The following is a 17,957-nucleotide window of genomic DNA, read 5'->3' as shown; positions in this document are numbered from 1 at the left end:
GTAGTGGGTAGAGAAGAAAGAGGGAATCTCCGAGATGCCGCCGCAGGCTGTAACCCTTGAACCCTTGGTTCAAGGTGAATGTGTCGTCATAGTTTTAAGGCTTCTCGGACGAACCGAGCCTGCTCACCAACCATGGAGCGCCACATTCTTGTGGTATGAAATATCGGCTCAGGGGACTGGCCCGCTTGCGAACATCTCAGAGAAATTTTGTCTTCACAGTTACTCTACCATAGTCAACTGCGAAGTGTTATTCAAACTTTGGTCCCGGTCTTTCGGGATTGCGACCCTGATCAAGCAATGCCTGTTCAATGGTCTGCTGGAGCATTTTAATGCGTTGCTCCATGCTCGCCGCGTAGTCGCGGGTCTTTGCTTTTTCCTGAGTCAGTTCATAGCTGATGTTCAACGCGGCGATAAACACCAGCTGCTCAGTATTTGTGACTCTAGTGCGTTCTTTTAGATCTTGCAACCGCTGATTCAAATCGTCCGCAGCCTGATTCAAAGCATCCCTTTGTTCAGGTGGACAATTCACTCGCAGTGAACGGCCAAAAATCTGGAGATCGACGGGTTGTGCAGACATGCCACCTTCCTGCTGATTGACTGCGCTACCTTCGCTTACTGCCCCGGGGGCTGCGAAGGGGCGACACTATAGCTACCCTGATATGAAGATACAAGCCCTTTTCTGGTATCACCAGGGTCCAAAGTGGTAGCATATCATGAATATTCCTCCCTTTGATGACGAATGCGTATGTCTATACAGAACGAAATGCCTGGTTACAACGAAGTAAGCCAGTTACTGAACCAGCAGGGAGTCGGATTAACCCCTGCGGAAATGCACGGTCTGATCAGTGGGATACTGTGCGGCGGAAACAGCGACAGCTCTTGGCAGCCGCTGGTTCACGACCTGACCAACGAAGGTCTGGCCTTCGGTCACGAGCTGGCCGAAGCGCTGCGTAAAATGCACTCGGCAACCAGCGATTCGCTTGAAGACGATGGCTTCCTTTTTCAGCTTTATCTGCCTGATGGCGATGACGTCAGCGTGTTCGATCGCGCCGATGCGCTCGCGGGCTGGGTAAACCACTATCTGCTGGGCCTCGGCGTATCTCAGCCTAAGCTTGATAAAGTGACCGGTGAAGCGGGCGAAGCGATCGACGATCTGCGCAATATCGCCCAGCTCGGCTACGACGAAGAGGAAGACCAGGAAGAGCTGGAAATGTCTCTCGAAGAGATCGTTGAGTATGTTCGTGTTGCCGCGCTGCTGTGCCACGGCACCTTTACGCGCTCGCAGCCAACCGCGCCAGAAGTCCGTAAACCAACCTTACATTAAGAAAAACAACGCACAGGGGGTGTCATGGTTATCTCGAATCAAGAGTATTCTCGCCGTCGTCAGGCGCTGCTGGCGCAAATGCAGCCGGGCAGTGCCGCACTGATTTTTGCGGCGCCGGAAGTCGCGCGCAGCGCAGACACTGAATATCCTTATCGTCAGAACAGCGATTTCTGGTACTTCACCGGGTTCAACGAACCGGAAGCGGTACTGGTGCTGATTAAGAGTAATGACACCCATAACCACAGCGTGATTTTCAACCGCGTGCGCGATCTCACCGCCGAAATCTGGTTTGGCCGCCGCCTGGGGCAGGAGGCCGCGCCGGAAAAGCTCGGCGTCGATCGCGCCCTGGCGTTCAGCGAAATCAACCAGCAGCTGTATCAGCTGCTTAACGGTCTGGACGTGCTTTACCACGCCCAGGGCGAATATGCCTGGGCCGATGAGATCGTCTTTACCGCGCTGGACAAGCTGCGCAAGGGCTCGCGCCAGAACCTGTCGGCTCCGGCAACGCTCACCGACTGGCGTCCGATGGTGCACGAGATGCGCCTGTTTAAATCCGAAGAAGAGCTGAGCGTGATGCGTCGCGCGGGTGAAATCAGCGCCCTGGCGCATACCCGTGCGATGGAAAAGTGCCGCCCGGGCATGTTCGAGTATCAGCTTGAAGGGGAAATTCACCACGAGTTTATCCGTCACGGCGCGCGGTATCCTTCTTACAACACCATCGTTGGCGGCGGCGTTAACGGCTGCATCCTGCACTACACCGAAAACGAAAGCGAGCTGCGCGATGGCGATCTGGTGCTGATCGACGCCGGCTGTGAATATCTGGGATACGCCGGGGATATCACCCATACCTTCCCGGTGAACGGCAAATTCACCCCGGCCCAGCGCGCGATTTATGACATCGTTCTGGAATCTCTGGAAACGGCGCTGAGGCTGTTCCGCCCGGGCACCTCCATTCAGGACGTCACCGGCGAGGTGGTGCGTATCATGATTACCGGTCTGGTGAAGCTCGATATCCTGAAGGGCGACGTGGATACCCTGATTACCGAGAATGCCCATCGTCCATTCTTTATGCACGGCCTGAGCCACTGGCTGGGGCTGGACGTACACGACGTGGGCGTTTACGGCCCGGATCGCTCCCGTACGCTGGAGCCGGGAATGGTATTAACCGTCGAGCCCGGGCTGTACATCGCGCCGGATGCGGACGTGCCGGAAGAGTATCGCGGGATTGGCATTCGTATCGAAGACGACATCGTGATTACGGAAACCGGCAATGAAAACCTGACGGCGTCGGTGGTGAAAAAAGCGGACGACATTGAGGCGCTGATGGCGGCGGCACGCGTATGAGCGTGATTATCGTTGGCGGCGGCATGACCGGGGCGACGCTCGCGCTGGCTATCTCCCACTTAACCCAGGGGCAGCTTCCGGTTCACCTGGTTGAAGCCGTTGCCCCTCAGACTACCGATCATCCCGGCTTTGACGCCCGCGCCATTGCGCTGGCGCAGGGCACATGCCAGCAGCTTTCGCGCATTGGCGTCTGGCAGGCCATCGCCGACTGTGCAACCCCAATCGGCACCGTACACGTCAGCGATCGCGGCCATGCGGGTTTTGTGACCCTCGATGCACACGATTACCGTATCGACGCCCTGGGGCAGGTTGTTGAGCTGCATGACGTCGGGCTGCGCCTGTTTCGTCAGCTGCAGGACGCGCCCGGCGTGACCCTGCACTGCCCGGCGCGCGTTGCCAGCTTTAGCCGCCGCGACGATGCCGTTAGCGTGACGCTGGAAAATGGCACGACTCTTGAAGGGCAGCTGCTCGTGGCCGCGGACGGTTCGCGCTCTGCGATCGGCGCCCGGAGCGGCGTGGAGTGGCGCTCTCAGCCTTATGGGCAGGTTGCGGTGATTGCGAACGTGTCGACCGCGAGCGACCATCATGGGCGGGCGTTTGAGCGCTTCACCCAGCACGGGCCGCTGGCGATGCTACCGATGTCCGGCGGGCGCTGCTCGCTGGTGTGGTGCCATCCGCAGGAAAAGGCGGATGAAGTGCTAAGCTGGTCTGATGAACGTTTTTGTTCCGAGCTGCAAAAGGCCTTCGGCTGGCGGCTCGGTCGTATCACCCACGCGGGCAAGCGCGCGGCGTATCCGCTGTCGTTGACCACGGCTTCGCAGTCCATTTCCCATCGCGTTGCGCTGGTGGGAAATGCGGCGCAAACCCTGCATCCGATTGCCGGACAGGGGTTTAACCTGGGGCTGCGCGACGTGATGAGCCTGGCCGAATCGCTCTCACAGGCGTGGCGAGAGCAGCAGGACTGCGGCGCGTATTCCGTACTTAGCCATTACCAGAAGCGACGTCAGGCCGATAAAGCGGCGACGATTGGCGTCGCCGACGGTCTGGTGCATCTGTTTGCCAACCGCTGGGCGCCGCTGGTTGCGGGGCGTAACCTCGGGCTGATGGCGATGGAATTATTCATTCCGGCACGCGACGTGCTGGCGCAGCGGACCCTGGGTTGGGTCGCGCGTTAAGGAGTTAACACCGTGCATAATGTTGATGTTGCCATTGTCGGCGGCGGAATGGTTGGTCTGGCGCTGGCCTGTGGTTTACAGGGCAGCGGCCTGCGCGTGGCCGTGCTGGAGCAAAAACAGCCGCAGCCCGTCGCGCACGATGCGCCGTCCGAGCTGCGCGTGTCGGCCATTAATGCCGCCAGCGAAAAGCTGCTGACGCACCTCGGCGTGTGGTCAGATATCGTGGCGCACCGCGCCAGCTGCTATCACGGCATGGAAGTGTGGGACAAAGACAGCTTTGGCCATATCGCTTTCGACGATCAAAGCATGGGCTATAGCCATCTGGGCCACATCGTTGAAAATGCGGTGATTCACCACGCGCTGTGGCAAAAAGCCCAGAGCTGTAGCGACATCACCCTGATGGCCCCGGCGCAGATTCAGCAGGTGGCGTGGGGCGAAAACGAAGCCTTCCTGACCCTGCAAAGCGGCGACATGCTCACCGCACGGCTGGTGGTGGGCGCTGACGGCGCAAACTCCTGGCTGCGCAATAAGGCCGATATTCCGCTGACCTTCTGGGATTATCGCCATCACGCGCTGGTAGCCACCATTCGTACCGACGAGCCGCACGGCGGCGTTGCCCGCCAGATCTTCCACGACGACGGCATCCTGGCGTTCCTGCCGCTAAGCGATCCGCATCTGTGCTCTATCGTCTGGTCACTGGTGCCGGAAAAAGCGCAGCAGATGCGCGACGCGACTCCTGAGGACTTTAATCAGGCGCTGTGCATTGCCTTTGATAATCGTCTTGGGCTGTGTTCGCTTGAGAGCGAGCGTCTGGTGTTCCCGCTGACCGGGCGCTACGCGCGTCAGTTTGCGGCGCATCGTCTGGCGCTGGTGGGCGACGCGGCGCACACCATTCATCCGCTGGCCGGGCAGGGCGTGAATCTTGGCTTTATGGACGCCGCCGAGCTGGTTGAAGAGCTGCGCCGCCTGCATCGCGAAGGCAAAGATATCGGGCAGCACCTGTATCTGCGCCGCTATGAGCGCAGCCGCAAGCACAGCGCGGCCATGATGCTGGCGGGCATGCAGGGCTTCCGCGAGCTGTTCGCCGGTGCGAATCCGGCGAAAAAGCTGCTGCGCGACATCGGCCTCAAGCTGGCTGATACCCTTCCAGGCGTAAAACCTCAGCTTCTTCGTCAGGCGATGGGTCTTAACGATCTGCCCGACTGGCTTCAGTGATTTGACCCCCGTCACACTTTACTTTCCCGGCCTCTGCGCCGGGAAATTCCCCTCGTTTGAAATATTCTAATTCCACGCCATTTTTCGCATTAGATAATCTAATGTCGCGATTTTTATGTGACGGAAATTCCGCCCGTTTTTCCGCATGAAATATCACCATGTGCGCAATCCTGTGAACATGATGTTAATTTTATGCGGGGTAAATCGCATTTTGCCAGTGAATAACTCTGTAGGATTTTTAGCGTTTTTTGGTCATAAGCTAATGTGATGACCCGTTTTACCTTATGGTTAACCGCCGGTTTCGGTGGTAAGTTCAGGTATAAAGAGAACGTTTGCGTCGACGTCCACAGGTGATGCCGACGTCGGGTTTCGTGGCGAGTTTTAGGCGCATGAAACGCAAAACAGCCCTGCTTATTCAACGAGGAAAAGATGGCTCAACAGACTCCTTTGTACGAACAACACGTGTTATGCGGCGCACGCATGGTGGACTTCCACGGCTGGATGATGCCGCTGCACTACGGCTCGCAAATCGATGAGCACCACGCGGTGCGCACCGACGCCGGAATGTTCGACGTGTCCCACATGACCATTGTCGACCTGCGCGGCAGCCGCACCCGGGAGTTTTTGCGTTATCTGCTGGCTAACGACGTCGCCAAACTGAAGACGCCGGGCAAAGCGCTCTACACCGGGATGCTAAATGCCTCCGGCGGCGTGATTGATGACCTCATCGTCTATTACTTCACTGAAGATTTCTTCCGCCTCGTCGTCAACTCTGCCACCCGCGAAAAAGACCTCTCCTGGATTTCCCAACACGCTGAACCTTACGCCATCGACATCACCGTGCGTGACGACCTGTCGCTGATTGCCGTGCAGGGCCCGAACGCCCAGGCGAAAGCCGCTTCTCTGTTTAGCGACGAGCAGCGCAAGGCCACGGAAGGGATGAAGCCGTTCTTCGGCGTGCAGGCGGGCGATCTGTTTATCGCCACCACCGGCTATACCGGTGAGGCGGGCTACGAAATTGCGATGCCAAACGAGAAGGCCGCCGATTTCTGGCGTGCTCTGGTAGAAGCGGGCGTGAAGCCAGCCGGGCTGGGCGCGCGCGATACGCTGCGTCTGGAAGCGGGCATGAACCTCTACGGACAAGAGATGGACGAAGGTGTCTCTCCGCTGGCCGCCAATATGGGCTGGACGATTGCCTGGGAGCCTGCCGACCGCGATTTCATCGGCCGCGAAGCGCTGGAAATGCAGCGTGAAAAAGGCACGGAGCAGCTGGTTGGCCTGGTGATGACCGAGAAAGGCGTACTGCGCGGCGAGCTGCCGGTGCGCTTCACCGATGCGGACGGTAATCACCGCGAAGGCATTATCACCAGCGGCACCTTCTCCCCGACGCTGGGCTACAGTATTGCACTGGCACGCGTGCCGGCGGGCATTGGCGAAACGGCGGTGGTACAGATCCGCAATCGCGAAATGCCGGTCAGCGTGACCAAACCGATTTTTGTTCGCGCCGGTAAGCCGGTCGCCTAATCATTTTTATCAGGAGAACTTCAATGAGCAATGTGCCAGCAGAACTGAAATACAGCAAAGAACACGAGTGGCTGCGTAAAGAGGCGGACGGCACTTACACCGTGGGGATCACCGAGCACGCGCAGGAGCTGCTGGGCGACATGGTGTTTGTTGACCTGCCGGACGTGGGCGCGACCGTTAGCGCGGGCGATGACTGCGCCGTTGCCGAGTCCGTAAAAGCGGCATCCGACATCTATGCACCGGTGAGCGGCGAGATTGTTGCCGTGAACGACGCGCTGAGCGACTCCCCGGAGCTGGTGAACAGCGAGCCTTATGAAGGCGGCTGGATCTTCAAAATCAAAGCCAGCGATGAGTCTCAGGTTGCCGCGCTGCTTGATGCGACCGCGTACGAAGCCCTGTTAGAAGACGAGTAAGCCATTATCCCTCTCCCCTTTGGGGAGAGGGTAGGGTGAGGGGAACAGACGACACCCTCACCCCAGCCCTTTCCCTCAGGGAGAGGGAGAAAACACATTCACTGCACGTTTCAGGAACCATCGCTCATGACACAGACTTTAAGCCAGCTTGAAAACCGTGGCGCTTTCATTGAACGTCACATTGGGCCGGATGCTCAGCAACAGCAGGAGATGCTGAACACGGTTGGCGCGGATTCATTAAACGCACTGATCGGCCAGATAGTGCCAAAAGACATCCAGCTCGCCACGCCGCCGCAGGTGGGTGAAGCCACGACCGAATTCGCCGCGCTGGCGGAGCTGAAAGCTATTGCCGGTCTCAACAAGCGCTTTAAGTCTTATATTGGCATGGGCTACACCAACGTGCAGTTACCGCCGGTTATCCTGCGCAATATGCTGGAAAACCCGGGCTGGTACACCGCCTATACCCCTTACCAGCCAGAAGTGTCTCAGGGGCGTCTTGAAGCGCTGCTGAACTTCCAGCAGGTCACGCTGGATCTGACCGGTCTGGATATCGCCTCCGCCTCGCTGCTCGACGAAGCGACCGCCGCCGCCGAAGCAATGGCGATGGCAAAACGCGTCAGCAAGCTGAAAAACGCCAACCGCTTCTTCGTGGCGGCTGACGTGCATCCGCAGACCCTGGACGTGGTGCGCACCCGCGCGGAAACCTTCGGCTTCGACGTGATTGTTGACGATGCGGATAAAGTGCTGGATCACCAGGACGTCTTCGGCGTGCTGCTGCAGCAGGTTGGCACCACCGGGGAAGTTCACGACTACAGCCCGCTGATTGCCGAGCTGAAATCCCGCAAGGTGATTGTCAGCGTGGCGGCCGATTTTATGGCGCTGGTGCTGCTGACGGCGCCAGGCAAGCAGGGCGCGGACATTGTGTTCGGCTCGGCGCAACGCTTCGGCGTGCCGATGGGCTACGGCGGCCCGCACGCGGCCTTCTTCGCCGCGAAAGATGAATTCAAACGCTCTATGCCTGGCCGTATTATCGGCGTGTCGAAAGATGCCGCCGGTAACACCGCACTGCGCATGGCGATGCAGACCCGCGAGCAGCATATCCGCCGCGAGAAAGCGAACTCCAACATTTGTACTTCTCAGGTACTGCTGGCCAACATCGCCAGCCTGTACGCGGTCTTCCATGGCCCGGCTGGCCTGAAGCGTATCGCCAGCCGCATCCACCGCCTGACGGATATTCTGGCCTGCGGCCTGCAGCAGAAAGGCATTAAGCTGCGTCACGCGCACTACTTCGACACCCTGTGCGTTGAAGTGGCTGATAAAGCCAGCGTGCTGGCGCGCGCGGAAGCCGCGCGCATCAACCTGCGCAGCGACATCCTCAGCGCGGTTGGGATCACGCTGGATGAATCCACCACCCGTGACGACGTGGCAAACCTGTTTAACGTTCTGCTGGGCGATGCGCACGGTCTGGATATCGATGCGCTGGACAAAGAGGTGGCTCACGACAGCCGCTCTATCCAGGAAACGATGCTGCGTGACGATGCCATTCTGGCGCACCCGGTGTTCAACCGCTATCACAGCGAAACCGAGATGATGCGCTACATGCACTCTCTGGAGCGCAAAGATCTGGCGCTGAACCAGGCGATGATCCCGCTGGGCTCCTGTACCATGAAGCTGAACGCCGCCGCCGAGATGATCCCGATCACCTGGCCTGAGTTCTCTGAGCTGCACCCGTTCTGCCCGGCGGATCAGGCGGAAGGGTATCACCTGATGATTAACCAGCTCTCCGACTGGCTGGTGAAGCTGACCGGCTACGACGCGCTCTGTATGCAGCCGAACTCCGGCGCGCAGGGCGAGTACGCGGGCCTGCTGGCGATTCGCCACTATCACGAAAGCCGCAACGAAGGCCATCGCGATATCTGCCTGATCCCAAGCTCCGCCCACGGCACCAACCCGGCCTCTGCCCAGATGGCGGGTATGGAAGTGGTGGTTGTGGCGTGCGATAAGAACGGCAACATTGATTTGGCCGACCTGCGCGCCAAAGCCGAGCAGGCGGGCGATAAGCTCTCCTGCATCATGGTGACCTATCCGTCCACCCACGGCGTGTACGAAGAGACCATCCGCGAAGTGTGCGAAGTGGTGCATCAGTTCGGCGGTCAGGTTTACCTCGACGGCGCGAACATGAACGCGCAGGTAGGCATTACGTCGCCGGGCTTTATCGGCGCGGACGTGTCGCACCTCAACCTGCATAAAACCTTCTGCATTCCGCACGGCGGCGGCGGCCCGGGCATGGGGCCAATTGGCGTGAAAGCGCACCTGGCGCCGTTCGTGCCGGGCCACAGCGTGGTGCAAATCGAAGGCATGCTGACCCGTCAGGGCGCGGTGTCCGCGGCGCCGTTTGGCAGCGCCTCTATTCTGCCAATCAGCTGGATGTACATCCGCATGATGGGCGCGGAAGGGCTGAAGCAGGCAAGCCAGGTGGCTATCCTGAACGCCAACTACATTGCGACCCGCCTGAAGTCCGCCTTCCCGGTGCTCTATACCGGTCGCGACGGCCGCGTGGCGCACGAGTGCATTCTGGATATTCGTCCGCTGAAAGAGCAGACCGGCATCGGCGAACTGGATATCGCCAAGCGCCTGATCGACTACGGGTTCCACGCGCCAACCATGTCCTTCCCGGTCGCGGGTACGCTGATGGTGGAACCTACCGAGTCTGAAAGCAAAGCCGAGCTGGACCGCTTTATCGACGCGATGCTGGCGATCCGCATGGAGATCGACCGCGTGCAGGACGGCGAATGGCCGCTGGAAGATAACCCGCTGGTTAACGCGCCGCACACGCAAAACGAGCTGGTGGCCAAGTGGACGCACGCCTACTCCCGCGAGCTGGCGGTCTTCCCGGCAGGCGTGGCGAACAAATACTGGCCGACCGTGAAGCGTCTTGATGACGTCTACGGCGACCGTAACCTGTTCTGCTCCTGCGTGCCGATGAGCGAATACCAGTAATCGCGCTGATGCAGTAACGTAGGCCGGGTAAGGCGAAGCCGCCACCCGGCTTTTTTATTGGGAGAAAAGAATGGGCATTGCACTTGTGACCGGCGCCAGCCGGGGCATTGGTAAAGCGACCGCGCTGCTGCTGGCGGCAGAGGGCTACACCGTTGCGGTGAACTTTCACCACAACATTAAGGCCGCAACGGACGCGGTTGCGCAGATCGTTGAGGCGGGCGGTAAAGCCTTTGCCGTGCGCGCGGACATCAGCGATGAAGCGCAGGTCATGGCGATGTTTGAGAGCCTCGATCGCGAAGGCGAGCCCTTAACCGCGCTGGTAAATAACGCCGGCATTTTGTTTGAACAATCCACCATCGAAAATCTGTCCGCCGAGCGCATCAACCGGGTGCTCGCCACCAACGTAACGGGCTACTTTCTCTGCTGCCGCGAGGCGGTAAAACGCATGTCGCACAGACACGGCGGCAGTGGCGGGGCTATCGTCAACGTTTCGTCGGCAGCGTCGCGGCTGGGCGCGCCGGGGGAGTACGTGGATTACGCCGCGTCGAAAGGGGCGGTGGATTCGCTGACCACCGGGCTTTCGCTGGAGGTGGCGGCGCAGGGCATTCGCGTTAACTGCGTCCGTCCGGGTCTTATCTACACCGATATCCACGCCTCCGGCGGCGAGCCGGGGCGCGTGGATCGGGTGAAGTCTATGCTGCCCATGCAGCGCGGCGGCCAGCCGGAGGAAGTCGCTCAGGCCATTGCCTGGCTGCTGAGCGACAAAGCGTCCTACGTGACCGGCAGCTTCCTGGAGCTGGCGGGCGGCAAGTGAGGGCTACTCCGCCAGCCAGAGCCGCAGGCGCATTCCCCAGCCGCTCGTCCAGCCGGTGGTGATCGACTTCACCTCTCCGCGAGAGATCACCACCAGCGTGGGCGTGACCTGCACGTCCCATTGACGCGTCAGGCTTCCGCTAGGGTCGTTGACGGTGGGGAGCGCCATCGCCTTCTTCGCCAGCCATCTCTCAAGCGTCGCGTTATCCCCCGAGCGCAGCGCAACCGACATCACGTTGCCGCCGTCCGCCGCCAGCGCCGCGACGGATGGCGTGGTGTAGCGGCACACGCCGCACCAGGTGGCCCAGACGTAAACCAGCAGCGGGCGTTCCTCGCTCATGGCGATAAGGTCGACGGGCTGGCCGTCGAGGGTGTGCAGCGTGGAAGAGGCGAAATTTTGCGGCAGCGCGGGCTGGCGAAAATAATCCACCGCCAGGCTGACGGCAGCGCCAATCAGCAGCCACACTGCCAGCTCGCGCAGCAGGCGCAGGAGCTTACCGGCCACGGGCGTTCGCCAGCTGTTCCTTCACCAGCGCCTCCAGATCGTCATAGGGTATAGCGCCCGCGACCATCTGGTCGCCGACGATGGTGGCCGGGGTGCCCTGAATGTTCAGCACCTGCGACAGGATCAGGTTCATCTTCAGGCTGTCCATGGTTGTCTCATCCGTTTTAAGGCCGTCCGTGCCGGTTTTAACCCGCGCAGCGGCGATGCTGGCGTCATCGTGATAGCCCTTTTTCATCATCAGCCGCTCGTGCAGCGGCCAGAACTTATCGGGCTGCTGCCGCCATACCGACAGCGCCGCTTTTGCGGCGTTGACCGAGCTTTGTCCCTTGAACGGCAGCAGCTTAACGATGAGCTGCACGTCCGGGTTGTCCTTCACGATTTTCTCCAGCATGGGGTCGAACTGCTTGCAGTAAGGGCAGTTGTAGTCGGTGAACGAGACAATCGTCAGCGTCGGCGCTTTCGCGCCGGTTCGCGGGCTGTCGGGATCGTTAAACAGCAGCTTAGCCAGCTGGTCGTCGGTGGCGTCATCGGACGGTGCGGCGAAGCTGAACGTGGATAAAGACAGCAGAAGCAGGGCAATAAAGGCTCTCATGTTAGTTTCCTTTTGCATCTGACAGGGCGGTGAGCACCGCTTCGCGGCTTAACAACGCAGGCAGCCTGTGGCCCTGCGGGTAGCCCGGTCCGTAAATCTGGTTAAAGGGTACGGCGGCGCTGCCGCGCGAGGTCAGGAACTGGCTGATGCTGGCGGACGGGCGGCTCCAGTCTCCGCGCAGGGCGACGATATCCGGGGCGGAAAGTGCGTCCTGCACGTCGTCGCGCAGCAGCACGTTGTATTTATTGGCTTTACAGGTCACGCACCAGTCGGCGGTTACGTCGATAAACACCCGCTTATTGTCCGCCAGCGCGCGGGCAATCGCCTCTTCGCTGAGCGGCTGCCAGTTCACCCGGTCGCGACGGCCGTTCTCCCCGCCGGGGGCGGTAACAAAGGCGACCGCGCCAGCCACGACAATGGCTAACGCGCCGGCACGCAGCGCCGTTTGCCAGCGGTAGCGCCAGGCGGTTACCAGCAGCAGGATGAGGATCAGTATTGCGCCCAGCGTGATGACGGGCAGCGTGCCGATATGCACCGCCAGCAGGCTCAGCAGCCACAGGGACGAGCCGAGCATCATCAGCCCCAGCGCCACGCGCACCGCGTTCATCCAGCGTCCCGGACGCGGCAGCTTCTGCGCCAGCCCCGGCCAGGCCGCCACCAGCAGCCAGGGAAGGCTCATGCCCACGCCCATTGCAAAGAAGATGCCCCACAGCAGCGGAAGCGGTGCCGCCAGCGCGACCGACACCGCCGTTCCGAGGAAGGGGGCGGTGCAGGGCGTCGCCAGCAGGGTGGCAAATGCGCCCTGCCAGAAATGGCCCGCGAGCCCGCTGCCGCCGCGCGTGGCGAGGAAGGTGCTGGCAGAGGAGGGAAGGCGGATCTCAAACAGACCCAGCAGGCTGGCGCTGAACAGCACCATGACCAGCGCCATCGCCGCGATAAACCACGGGTTCTGGAACTGGATCCCCCAGCCGAGCGCCTGATTGCCCAGGCGCAGCACCGTCATCATCAGCGCCAGCGCGAGGAACGAGGTGACGATCCCGGCGACCGAGGCAATAAACTGCCTGCGTATCTGGCCGCGCGCCTGCCGTTCGGTTTGCACCAGCGTGCCGAGCTTCATGGCCAGCACGGGCAGCACGCAGGGCATCACGTTGAGGATCAACCCGCCGGCCAGCGCCATCAGCAGCACCCAGCCTAACGAGAAGGCGGGCGCGGACGTGCCCTGCCCGATGACCAGCCTGGACTCCTGCGCCTGACCGCTATCGGCCAGCACCAGCGACAGGCTTTTGCCGCTGAGGTTCGGCGCGGCTTCGCCCCAGCTGTCGGTCACCGGAACGGTCGCCACAAGCGAGCCGCCGCGCACGGAAAAGGTCGGCTTGCCGAAGTCGACGTCGTCCATGCTGTCGATAAACAGCGACGGCTGCGCCCAGCCTGCGTCGCGCTGCGCCGTTACGGTCAGCTTTCCGGAGGCGTAGCTGGCGCTGAGCGCCGACGTTAACCCGCTGCCGAGCGGCAGCGTGCCCATCGCCCGACCGTAATCGTAATCAAAGTCGCCCCCCGTGCTGGCCGTTAAGTCCAGCGAGAACGGGTAGTCGGTCAGAATACAGACGTTGCTGCAGGTGGACAGCGTCAGCACGCCGCTCAGGGTTTTGGGCACCTCGCCGCGCACCGTCATCGGGAAGGTCACGTCGCCGCGATAGCCCTGGGTGGTGATGCCCGCGACGTCGAAACGCTCGGGCGTGGGCCAGCGCCAGACCGCGTCGGTCGGTTGATGCCAGCGGATCTCGGGGGCTACGCCGCCTTCTCCCGGCGAGCGCCAGTAGGTTTTCCAGCCCTTTTCAAGCGCAACGTCGAGCAGCAGGCGGGTATCGCCATGATTGTCAGGCTGCGCGCGCAGCCTGACGCTGGCGTGCTGATTATCCGCGGCGCGCAGCCAGCCGCTGTCGGCGGCCTGGCTGAGGGGCAGCCATAGCCAAAGCAGGCAGACCAGCAGTCGCCTGAATACAGTAAACATAAATTTTCTCCGTAAATGATGAATTAACCTGATGTGTCAGGCGAATGCTCACTCACGGAAGACGCAAAGTCGCAGATGCACCCGTAGCCGGGGCGGGGAGATAACGCGGGGAGGCCACAGCCGCTCGCGGCGGGGCGGAGTGGCGGCCAGCAGCGCCAGAAGCAGGGTGACGGCAAAGAGCGCGCCTTCGAACAGCACCGGCGGAACGGCCATCAGCGATTTCGCGCTGAGTTCACAGGGCGTAACCGGTGCGTCGACGCTCTCCTGTCCCTGCTGGACAGACTGGCTGGCGGCGGTGACGTTCATGACAAGCGCGTGCATCCCGGCCATCCGCTGGGCGGTGCATATCAGCACCACCAGACAGGCCAGGGCAACAAGCAGGGTTGCGTTGCGTTGTCGTTTGATCATCTTCGCCTCAAATATTCACGAGGCTTATCTTATAGGGCGCAGGCTTTTTGGCAACGCTTAAGCTGTAAAGAAGTGTCTGGAAGGAAGAGCGCCCTCTCCCGAGCGGGAGAGGGCGGGGTATCAGAGGGTTTCGCCGTTGCTGGCGATGACGGCCTTGTACCATTCGAAGCTTTTCTTACGCGAACGAGACATATCGCCCGTGCCGTCGTCGTGCTTGTTCACGTAGATAAAGCCGTAGCGTTTGCTGTACTGACCGGTGGTGAACGACACGCAGTCGATGCAGCCCCACGGGGTATAGCCCATCAGGTCAACGCCGTCGTAAGTGACCGCTTTCATCATCTCTTCCACGTGCGCGCGCAGGTAGTCGATGCGGTAGTCGTCGTTGATGCTGCCGTCTTCTTCCACCTTGTCGTAGGCGCCAAAACCGTTTTCCACGATGAACAGCGGCTTCTGGTAGCGCTCGTACAGTTCGCACAGCGAGTAGCGCAGGCCCACCGGGTCAATCTGCCAGCCCCAGTCGGACGCCTTCACGTGCGGGTTCGGCACGCTGCCTTCGAAGCCGGAAATCGCATCCCCGGTGCCGCCTTCCGCCTTCACGGCGTTGGTCATGTAGTAGCTGAAGCCTAAATAGTCGCAGGTGCCGTCGCGCAGGATCTGCTCGTCGCCCGCTTCCATGTTGATGGAGAAGCCGCGGCGCTCCCACTCGTTCAGCACGTAGGACGGGTAGTAGCCGCGCAGCTGGACGTCGGTAAACACATAGCGCTCACGCATGGATTCCTGAGCAAACATTACGTCTTCGGGTTTGCAGGAGAATGGATAGAGCGCCACCATCGCCAGCATACAGCCGACTTTCATCTCCGGGTTGATGCGGCGAGCCGCCTTCACCGCCAGGGCGCTGGCGACGAACTGGTGGTGCAGCACCTGATACATGGTTTCCTCAGGGTTAGCGTGTTCGGTGTAGACCACGCCGGAGCAGCAGTAGCCAAACAGCGGCGCGCGCCAGTTGCGCTGGTTGTTGATTTCGTTGAAGGTCATCCAATATTTGACCTTGTTTTTGTAGCGCTCGAACACCACCTCGGCGAAGCGCACGAAGAAATCCACCACTTTACGGTTGGTCCAGCCGCCGTATTCCTGCACCAGATGCAGCGGCATTTCGAAGTGGGAGAGGGTGATAACCGGCTCGATGTTGTACTTCAGCAGCTCATCGAACATGTCGTCGTAGAACTTCAGGCCCTCTTCATTCGGCTGGGTTTCGTCACCTTTTGGAAAGATGCGCGTCCAGGCAATGGAGGTGCGGAAGCACTTAAAGCCCATCTCGGCAAAGAGCCTGATGTCCTCTTTGTAGTGGCCGTGGAAGTCGATGGCCTCGTGGTTCGGGTAGTATTTCCCTTCAATCACTTCCTGAGTGATTTCACGCGGAACGCCGTGCGCGCCGCCGGTCAGCACATCGCAAATGCTCGGCCCTTTACCGCCTTTGTTCCAGCCGCCTTCTACCTGGTGAGCGGCGACTGCGCCGCCCCATAAAAAATCTTTCGGTAAGGTGAGTTTTTTCATCGTTGCTATTCTCTCTTTATTCCTGATGGACCCGAGTCTAGCAAAGCGAATTAAAATGTCACGATATAACAATTTGCCCTAAATGTGATTTGTCACATCAAAAAAACAGGGTGTTTTATTCTGCTAATTTCTTCGCCAGCTTTCTGCCGAGGGATTCCAGAATATAGATAACCGGAATTTGGGTGGTAATATCGTAAACGCCCGCGATGCGGGTTTGCGGCACGTGCCAGGAGAGATTAAAGTCCGCGAGTTTCGCCAGGCGGGAGTGCTCGTGGCTGGTAATGGAAAGCACCTTGCAGTGGTGCAGGCTGAACTGGCTGGCAAAGCGCAGGATCTCTTCGGTCTCGCCGGAGACAGACAGCACAATCGCCAGCGCGTTTTTGGCCATATCGTTGGTGACCGGGAAATAGGGATCGTCGATGTGGTTGCTGAATTTTCCGATATTCGAGAAGAAGCGCGCGCCATATTTCGCCAGCGAGCCGGAGGTACCCGCACCGACGAATATAATACGCTCTGACGATAATATAATATCGACGGCGTTATCTAATAACGCATCAAATTCTTCATTGTTGACGCTTTTAAAAAAGCTGATAATTTCGCTGGTACCGAAATTCGCCTGCTGGGGTTCGTTTTGCTCCAAATATAATTTGAAGCGCACGCGAAATTCGGAGTAGCCGTCGCAGCTGAGCTTGCGGCAAAACCGCAGCACCGTAGTGGTCGACACGCCCGCCGCGTCCGCCAGCTCGCGAATGGTCATGTACATCACTTTGTCACGGTTCTTAATGACATAGTTGTAGACCAACATCTCAAGATTGTTGAGACTGGCAACGGCGGAATGGGAGAACATGCTCACAATGGCTAAACTCACTCATCAGATTTTCTTCAGGGAATAATAACATGCAGCCTAACGACATCACTTTTTTTCAGCGCTTTCAGGACGACATTCTGGCCGGGCGTAAAACGATCACCATTCGGGACGAAAGCGAGTCCCACTTCAAAAAGGGCGACGTGCTGCGCGTCGGTCGCTATGAGGATGAGGGCTATTTTTGCACCATCGAAGTCGTCGGAACATCGACCGTCACGCTGGATACGCTGACTGAAAATCACGCCAGGCAGGAGAACATGACCCTGGAGACACTAAAAAGCGTGATTGCTGAAATCTACCCGAACCAAACCCAGTTTTATGTGATTGATTTTAAATGTCTTTAGAAAGATAAAAGACATGTGTTAGCTGAAATAAAAGCGTAACTATTTGATTGTAAATTGGAAAATGGTGAATTAACTTTATTTTAGCTAACAGGTGTTCACTGGAATCATTCTCAGTTAGCATAGTCGTGCGATGAATAATCATCTTTCGTTTTCCCGGAGTTTCTTATGGTTAGCAAGCCATTAATCGCGCAGGGATACTCGCTGGCTGAGGAAGTAGCCAACAGCATTAGCCACGGCATTGGCCTGGTATTTGGGATTGTCGGGCTGGTTCTACTGCTGGTGCAGGCGGCGGATACCAACGCCAGCGCCATGGCGATTACTAGCTACAGCCTGTACGGCGGGAGCATGATCCTGCTGTTCCTGGCCTCGACGCTGTATCACGCCATTCCCCATCAGCGGGCTAAGATCTGGCTCAAAAAATTTGACCACTGCGCTATCTATCTTCTTATCGCGGGCACCTACACGCCGTTCCTGCTGGTGGGGTTAAACTCGCCGCTGTCGCGTGGCCTGATGATCGTTATCTGGAGCCTGGCGCTGCTGGGGATCCTGTTTAAGCTCACCATCGCGCATCGGTTCAAGATATTGTCGCTGGTGACCTATCTGACGATGGGCTGGCTGTCCCTGATTGTGGTGTATCAGCTGGCGATCAAGCTGGCGGTGGGCGGCGTAACGCTTCTGGCGGTGGGCGGGGTAGTCTACTCGCTGGGCGTGATTTTCTACGTCTGTAAGCGTATTCCGTATAACCACGCGATCTGGCACGGCTTTGTGCTCGGCGGCAGCGTGTGCCACTTCCTGGCGATTTATTTGTATGTGGGGCAGGTGTAGTTTTTGCTCCGTGCGGCCTGATGCCCTCACCCCGCCCCTCTCCCA

General features: G+C 59.4%; 17 protein-coding genes and 1 other RNA gene. 10 read left to right on the top strand and 8 right to left on the bottom strand.

The genetic code is table 11. The features are described from left to right. Positions 1–22: 22 nt before the first annotated feature. Both ssrS and zapA read right to left on the bottom strand, forming a co-directional pair. Positions 23–206: non-coding RNA, 6S RNA (gene ssrS, locus AB6V08_RS12480), on the bottom strand. A gap of 41 nt (positions 207–247) precedes the next feature. Next, positions 248–577 carry a cell division protein ZapA gene (gene zapA / locus AB6V08_RS12475; RefSeq protein WP_006811891.1) on the bottom strand — a complete coding sequence of 110 codons (330 nt, stop codon included), beginning with the start codon at positions 575–577 and terminating at the stop codon, positions 248–250. 168 nt (positions 578–745) lie between these two features. On the opposite strand from zapA, the gene AB6V08_RS12470 reads away from it, so the two are divergent. The 8 genes from AB6V08_RS12470 (at position 746) to AB6V08_RS12435 (ending at position 10,809) form a co-directional block, all read left to right on the top strand. Continuing rightward, positions 746–1,324: a YecA family protein gene (locus tag AB6V08_RS12470; RefSeq protein ID WP_368542962.1), complete on the top strand. Its 579-nt coding sequence runs from the start codon at positions 746–748 to the stop codon at positions 1,322–1,324. A gap of 30 nt (positions 1,325–1,354) precedes the next feature. Further along, positions 1,355–2,668 (top strand): Xaa-Pro aminopeptidase, encoded by a 1,314-nt coding sequence (pepP, locus tag AB6V08_RS12465; RefSeq protein ID WP_368543070.1) that lies wholly within the window; start codon positions 1,355–1,357, stop codon positions 2,666–2,668. Next, complete coding sequence (gene ubiH, locus AB6V08_RS12460) at positions 2,665–3,843, top strand: 2-octaprenyl-6-methoxyphenyl hydroxylase (RefSeq protein WP_368542960.1); 1,179 nt, start codon at positions 2,665–2,667, stop codon at positions 3,841–3,843. The genes pepP and ubiH overlap by 4 nt, the downstream gene beginning before the upstream one ends. A gap of 12 nt (positions 3,844–3,855) precedes the next feature. Next, positions 3,856–5,058 (top strand): FAD-dependent 2-octaprenylphenol hydroxylase, encoded by a 1,203-nt coding sequence (gene ubiI, locus AB6V08_RS12455; protein WP_368542958.1) that lies wholly within the window; start codon positions 3,856–3,858, stop codon positions 5,056–5,058. 429 nt (positions 5,059–5,487) lie between these two features. Then, positions 5,488–6,582 carry a glycine cleavage system aminomethyltransferase GcvT gene (gcvT, locus tag AB6V08_RS12450; protein ID WP_368542956.1) on the top strand — a complete coding sequence of 365 codons (1,095 nt, stop codon included), beginning with the start codon at positions 5,488–5,490 and terminating at the stop codon, positions 6,580–6,582. A 23-nt stretch (positions 6,583–6,605) separates the two neighbouring features. After that, positions 6,606–6,995, top strand: coding sequence for a glycine cleavage system protein GcvH (gene gcvH, locus AB6V08_RS12445; RefSeq protein ID WP_045335237.1), 390 nt, complete (start codon positions 6,606–6,608; stop codon positions 6,993–6,995). Between the two features lie 126 nt (positions 6,996–7,121). Beyond that, the gene (gene gcvP, locus AB6V08_RS12440; protein ID WP_368542954.1) at positions 7,122–9,995 is read left to right on the top strand and encodes an aminomethyl-transferring glycine dehydrogenase; all 2,874 of its coding nucleotides are present in this window, start codon (positions 7,122–7,124) and stop codon (positions 9,993–9,995) included. A gap of 70 nt (positions 9,996–10,065) precedes the next feature. Then, positions 10,066–10,809: an SDR family oxidoreductase gene (locus AB6V08_RS12435; protein ID WP_368542952.1), complete on the top strand. Its 744-nt coding sequence runs from the start codon at positions 10,066–10,068 to the stop codon at positions 10,807–10,809. A gap of 3 nt (positions 10,810–10,812) precedes the next feature. Here AB6V08_RS12435 and AB6V08_RS12430 read toward each other — a convergent pair whose 3' ends face one another. From AB6V08_RS12430 to AB6V08_RS12405, 6 genes are all read right to left on the bottom strand, one after another. Next, positions 10,813–11,313: a protein disulfide oxidoreductase gene (locus tag AB6V08_RS12430; protein WP_368542950.1), complete on the bottom strand. Its 501-nt coding sequence runs from the start codon at positions 11,311–11,313 to the stop codon at positions 10,813–10,815. Beyond that, positions 11,303–11,905, bottom strand: coding sequence for a DsbA family protein (locus tag AB6V08_RS12425; RefSeq protein ID WP_368542948.1), 603 nt, complete (start codon positions 11,903–11,905; stop codon positions 11,303–11,305). Before AB6V08_RS12425 ends, AB6V08_RS12430 begins: the two co-directional genes overlap by 11 nt. A gap of 1 nt (position 11,906) precedes the next feature. Next, on the bottom strand, positions 11,907–13,916 hold the full coding sequence (locus AB6V08_RS12420; RefSeq protein WP_368542946.1) for a protein-disulfide reductase DsbD family protein: 2,010 nt from the start codon (positions 13,914–13,916) through the stop codon (positions 11,907–11,909). Positions 13,917–13,964: 48 nt separating this feature from the next. Continuing rightward, the gene (locus AB6V08_RS12415) at positions 13,965–14,324 is read right to left on the bottom strand and encodes a copper resistance protein (protein WP_368542944.1); all 360 of its coding nucleotides are present in this window, start codon (positions 14,322–14,324) and stop codon (positions 13,965–13,967) included. Between the two features lie 120 nt (positions 14,325–14,444). Further along, entirely contained in the window at positions 14,445–15,878 is a 1,434-nt protein-coding gene (locus tag AB6V08_RS12410) for a 6-phospho-beta-glucosidase (protein WP_368542942.1), read from the bottom strand. A 115-nt stretch (positions 15,879–15,993) separates the two neighbouring features. Continuing rightward, the gene (locus tag AB6V08_RS12405; protein WP_368543068.1) at positions 15,994–16,725 is read right to left on the bottom strand and encodes a MurR/RpiR family transcriptional regulator; all 732 of its coding nucleotides are present in this window, start codon (positions 16,723–16,725) and stop codon (positions 15,994–15,996) included. Positions 16,726–16,775: 50 nt separating this feature from the next. Between AB6V08_RS12405 and yqfB the strand changes: the two genes are divergently transcribed. Together yqfB and trhA are read left to right on the top strand one after the other, a co-directional pair. Then, entirely contained in the window at positions 16,776–17,087 is a 312-nt protein-coding gene (gene yqfB, locus AB6V08_RS12400) for a N(4)-acetylcytidine aminohydrolase (protein ID WP_368542940.1), read from the top strand. A gap of 165 nt (positions 17,088–17,252) precedes the next feature. Continuing rightward, positions 17,253–17,912, top strand: coding sequence for a PAQR family membrane homeostasis protein TrhA (trhA, locus tag AB6V08_RS12395; protein ID WP_368542939.1), 660 nt, complete (start codon positions 17,253–17,255; stop codon positions 17,910–17,912). Positions 17,913–17,957 lie beyond the last annotated feature (45 nt).

Origin of the sequence: Enterobacter soli (assembly GCF_964208575.1) — a bacterium.
Classification (GTDB): domain Bacteria; phylum Pseudomonadota; class Gammaproteobacteria; order Enterobacterales; family Enterobacteriaceae; genus Enterobacter; species Enterobacter soli_A.
Note: the sequence above shows the minus strand (reverse complement) of the source record. Positions and strands in the feature narration are given on the sequence as shown.

Excerpts from the sequence above, each read along its gene's own strand:
- AB6V08_RS12420 (WP_368542946.1), bottom strand. The coding sequence starts at position 13,916 with ATGTTTACTGTATTCAGGCGACTGCTGGTCTGCCTGCTTTGGCTATGG.
- gcvH (WP_045335237.1), top strand. The coding sequence starts at position 6,606 with ATGAGCAATGTGCCAGCAGAACTGAAATACAGCAAAGAACACGAGTGG.
- AB6V08_RS12415 (WP_368542944.1), bottom strand. The coding sequence starts at position 14,324 with ATGATCAAACGACAACGCAACGCAACCCTGCTTGTTGCCCTGGCCTGT.
- AB6V08_RS12425 (WP_368542948.1), bottom strand. The coding sequence starts at position 11,905 with ATGAGAGCCTTTATTGCCCTGCTTCTGCTGTCTTTATCCACGTTCAGC.
- trhA (WP_368542939.1), top strand. The coding sequence starts at position 17,253 with ATGGTTAGCAAGCCATTAATCGCGCAGGGATACTCGCTGGCTGAGGAA.
- ubiH (WP_368542960.1), top strand. The coding sequence starts at position 2,665 with ATGAGCGTGATTATCGTTGGCGGCGGCATGACCGGGGCGACGCTCGCG.
- AB6V08_RS12435 (WP_368542952.1), top strand. The coding sequence starts at position 10,066 with ATGGGCATTGCACTTGTGACCGGCGCCAGCCGGGGCATTGGTAAAGCG.
- AB6V08_RS12410 (WP_368542942.1), bottom strand. The coding sequence starts at position 15,878 with ATGAAAAAACTCACCTTACCGAAAGATTTTTTATGGGGCGGCGCAGTC.
- zapA (WP_006811891.1), bottom strand. The coding sequence starts at position 577 with ATGTCTGCACAACCCGTCGATCTCCAGATTTTTGGCCGTTCACTGCGA.
- AB6V08_RS12405 (WP_368543068.1), bottom strand. The coding sequence starts at position 16,725 with ATGTTCTCCCATTCCGCCGTTGCCAGTCTCAACAATCTTGAGATGTTG.
- yqfB (WP_368542940.1), top strand. The coding sequence starts at position 16,776 with ATGCAGCCTAACGACATCACTTTTTTTCAGCGCTTTCAGGACGACATT.
- AB6V08_RS12470 (WP_368542962.1), top strand. The coding sequence starts at position 746 with ATGTCTATACAGAACGAAATGCCTGGTTACAACGAAGTAAGCCAGTTA.
- gcvP (WP_368542954.1), top strand. The coding sequence starts at position 7,122 with ATGACACAGACTTTAAGCCAGCTTGAAAACCGTGGCGCTTTCATTGAA.
- gcvT (WP_368542956.1), top strand. The coding sequence starts at position 5,488 with ATGGCTCAACAGACTCCTTTGTACGAACAACACGTGTTATGCGGCGCA.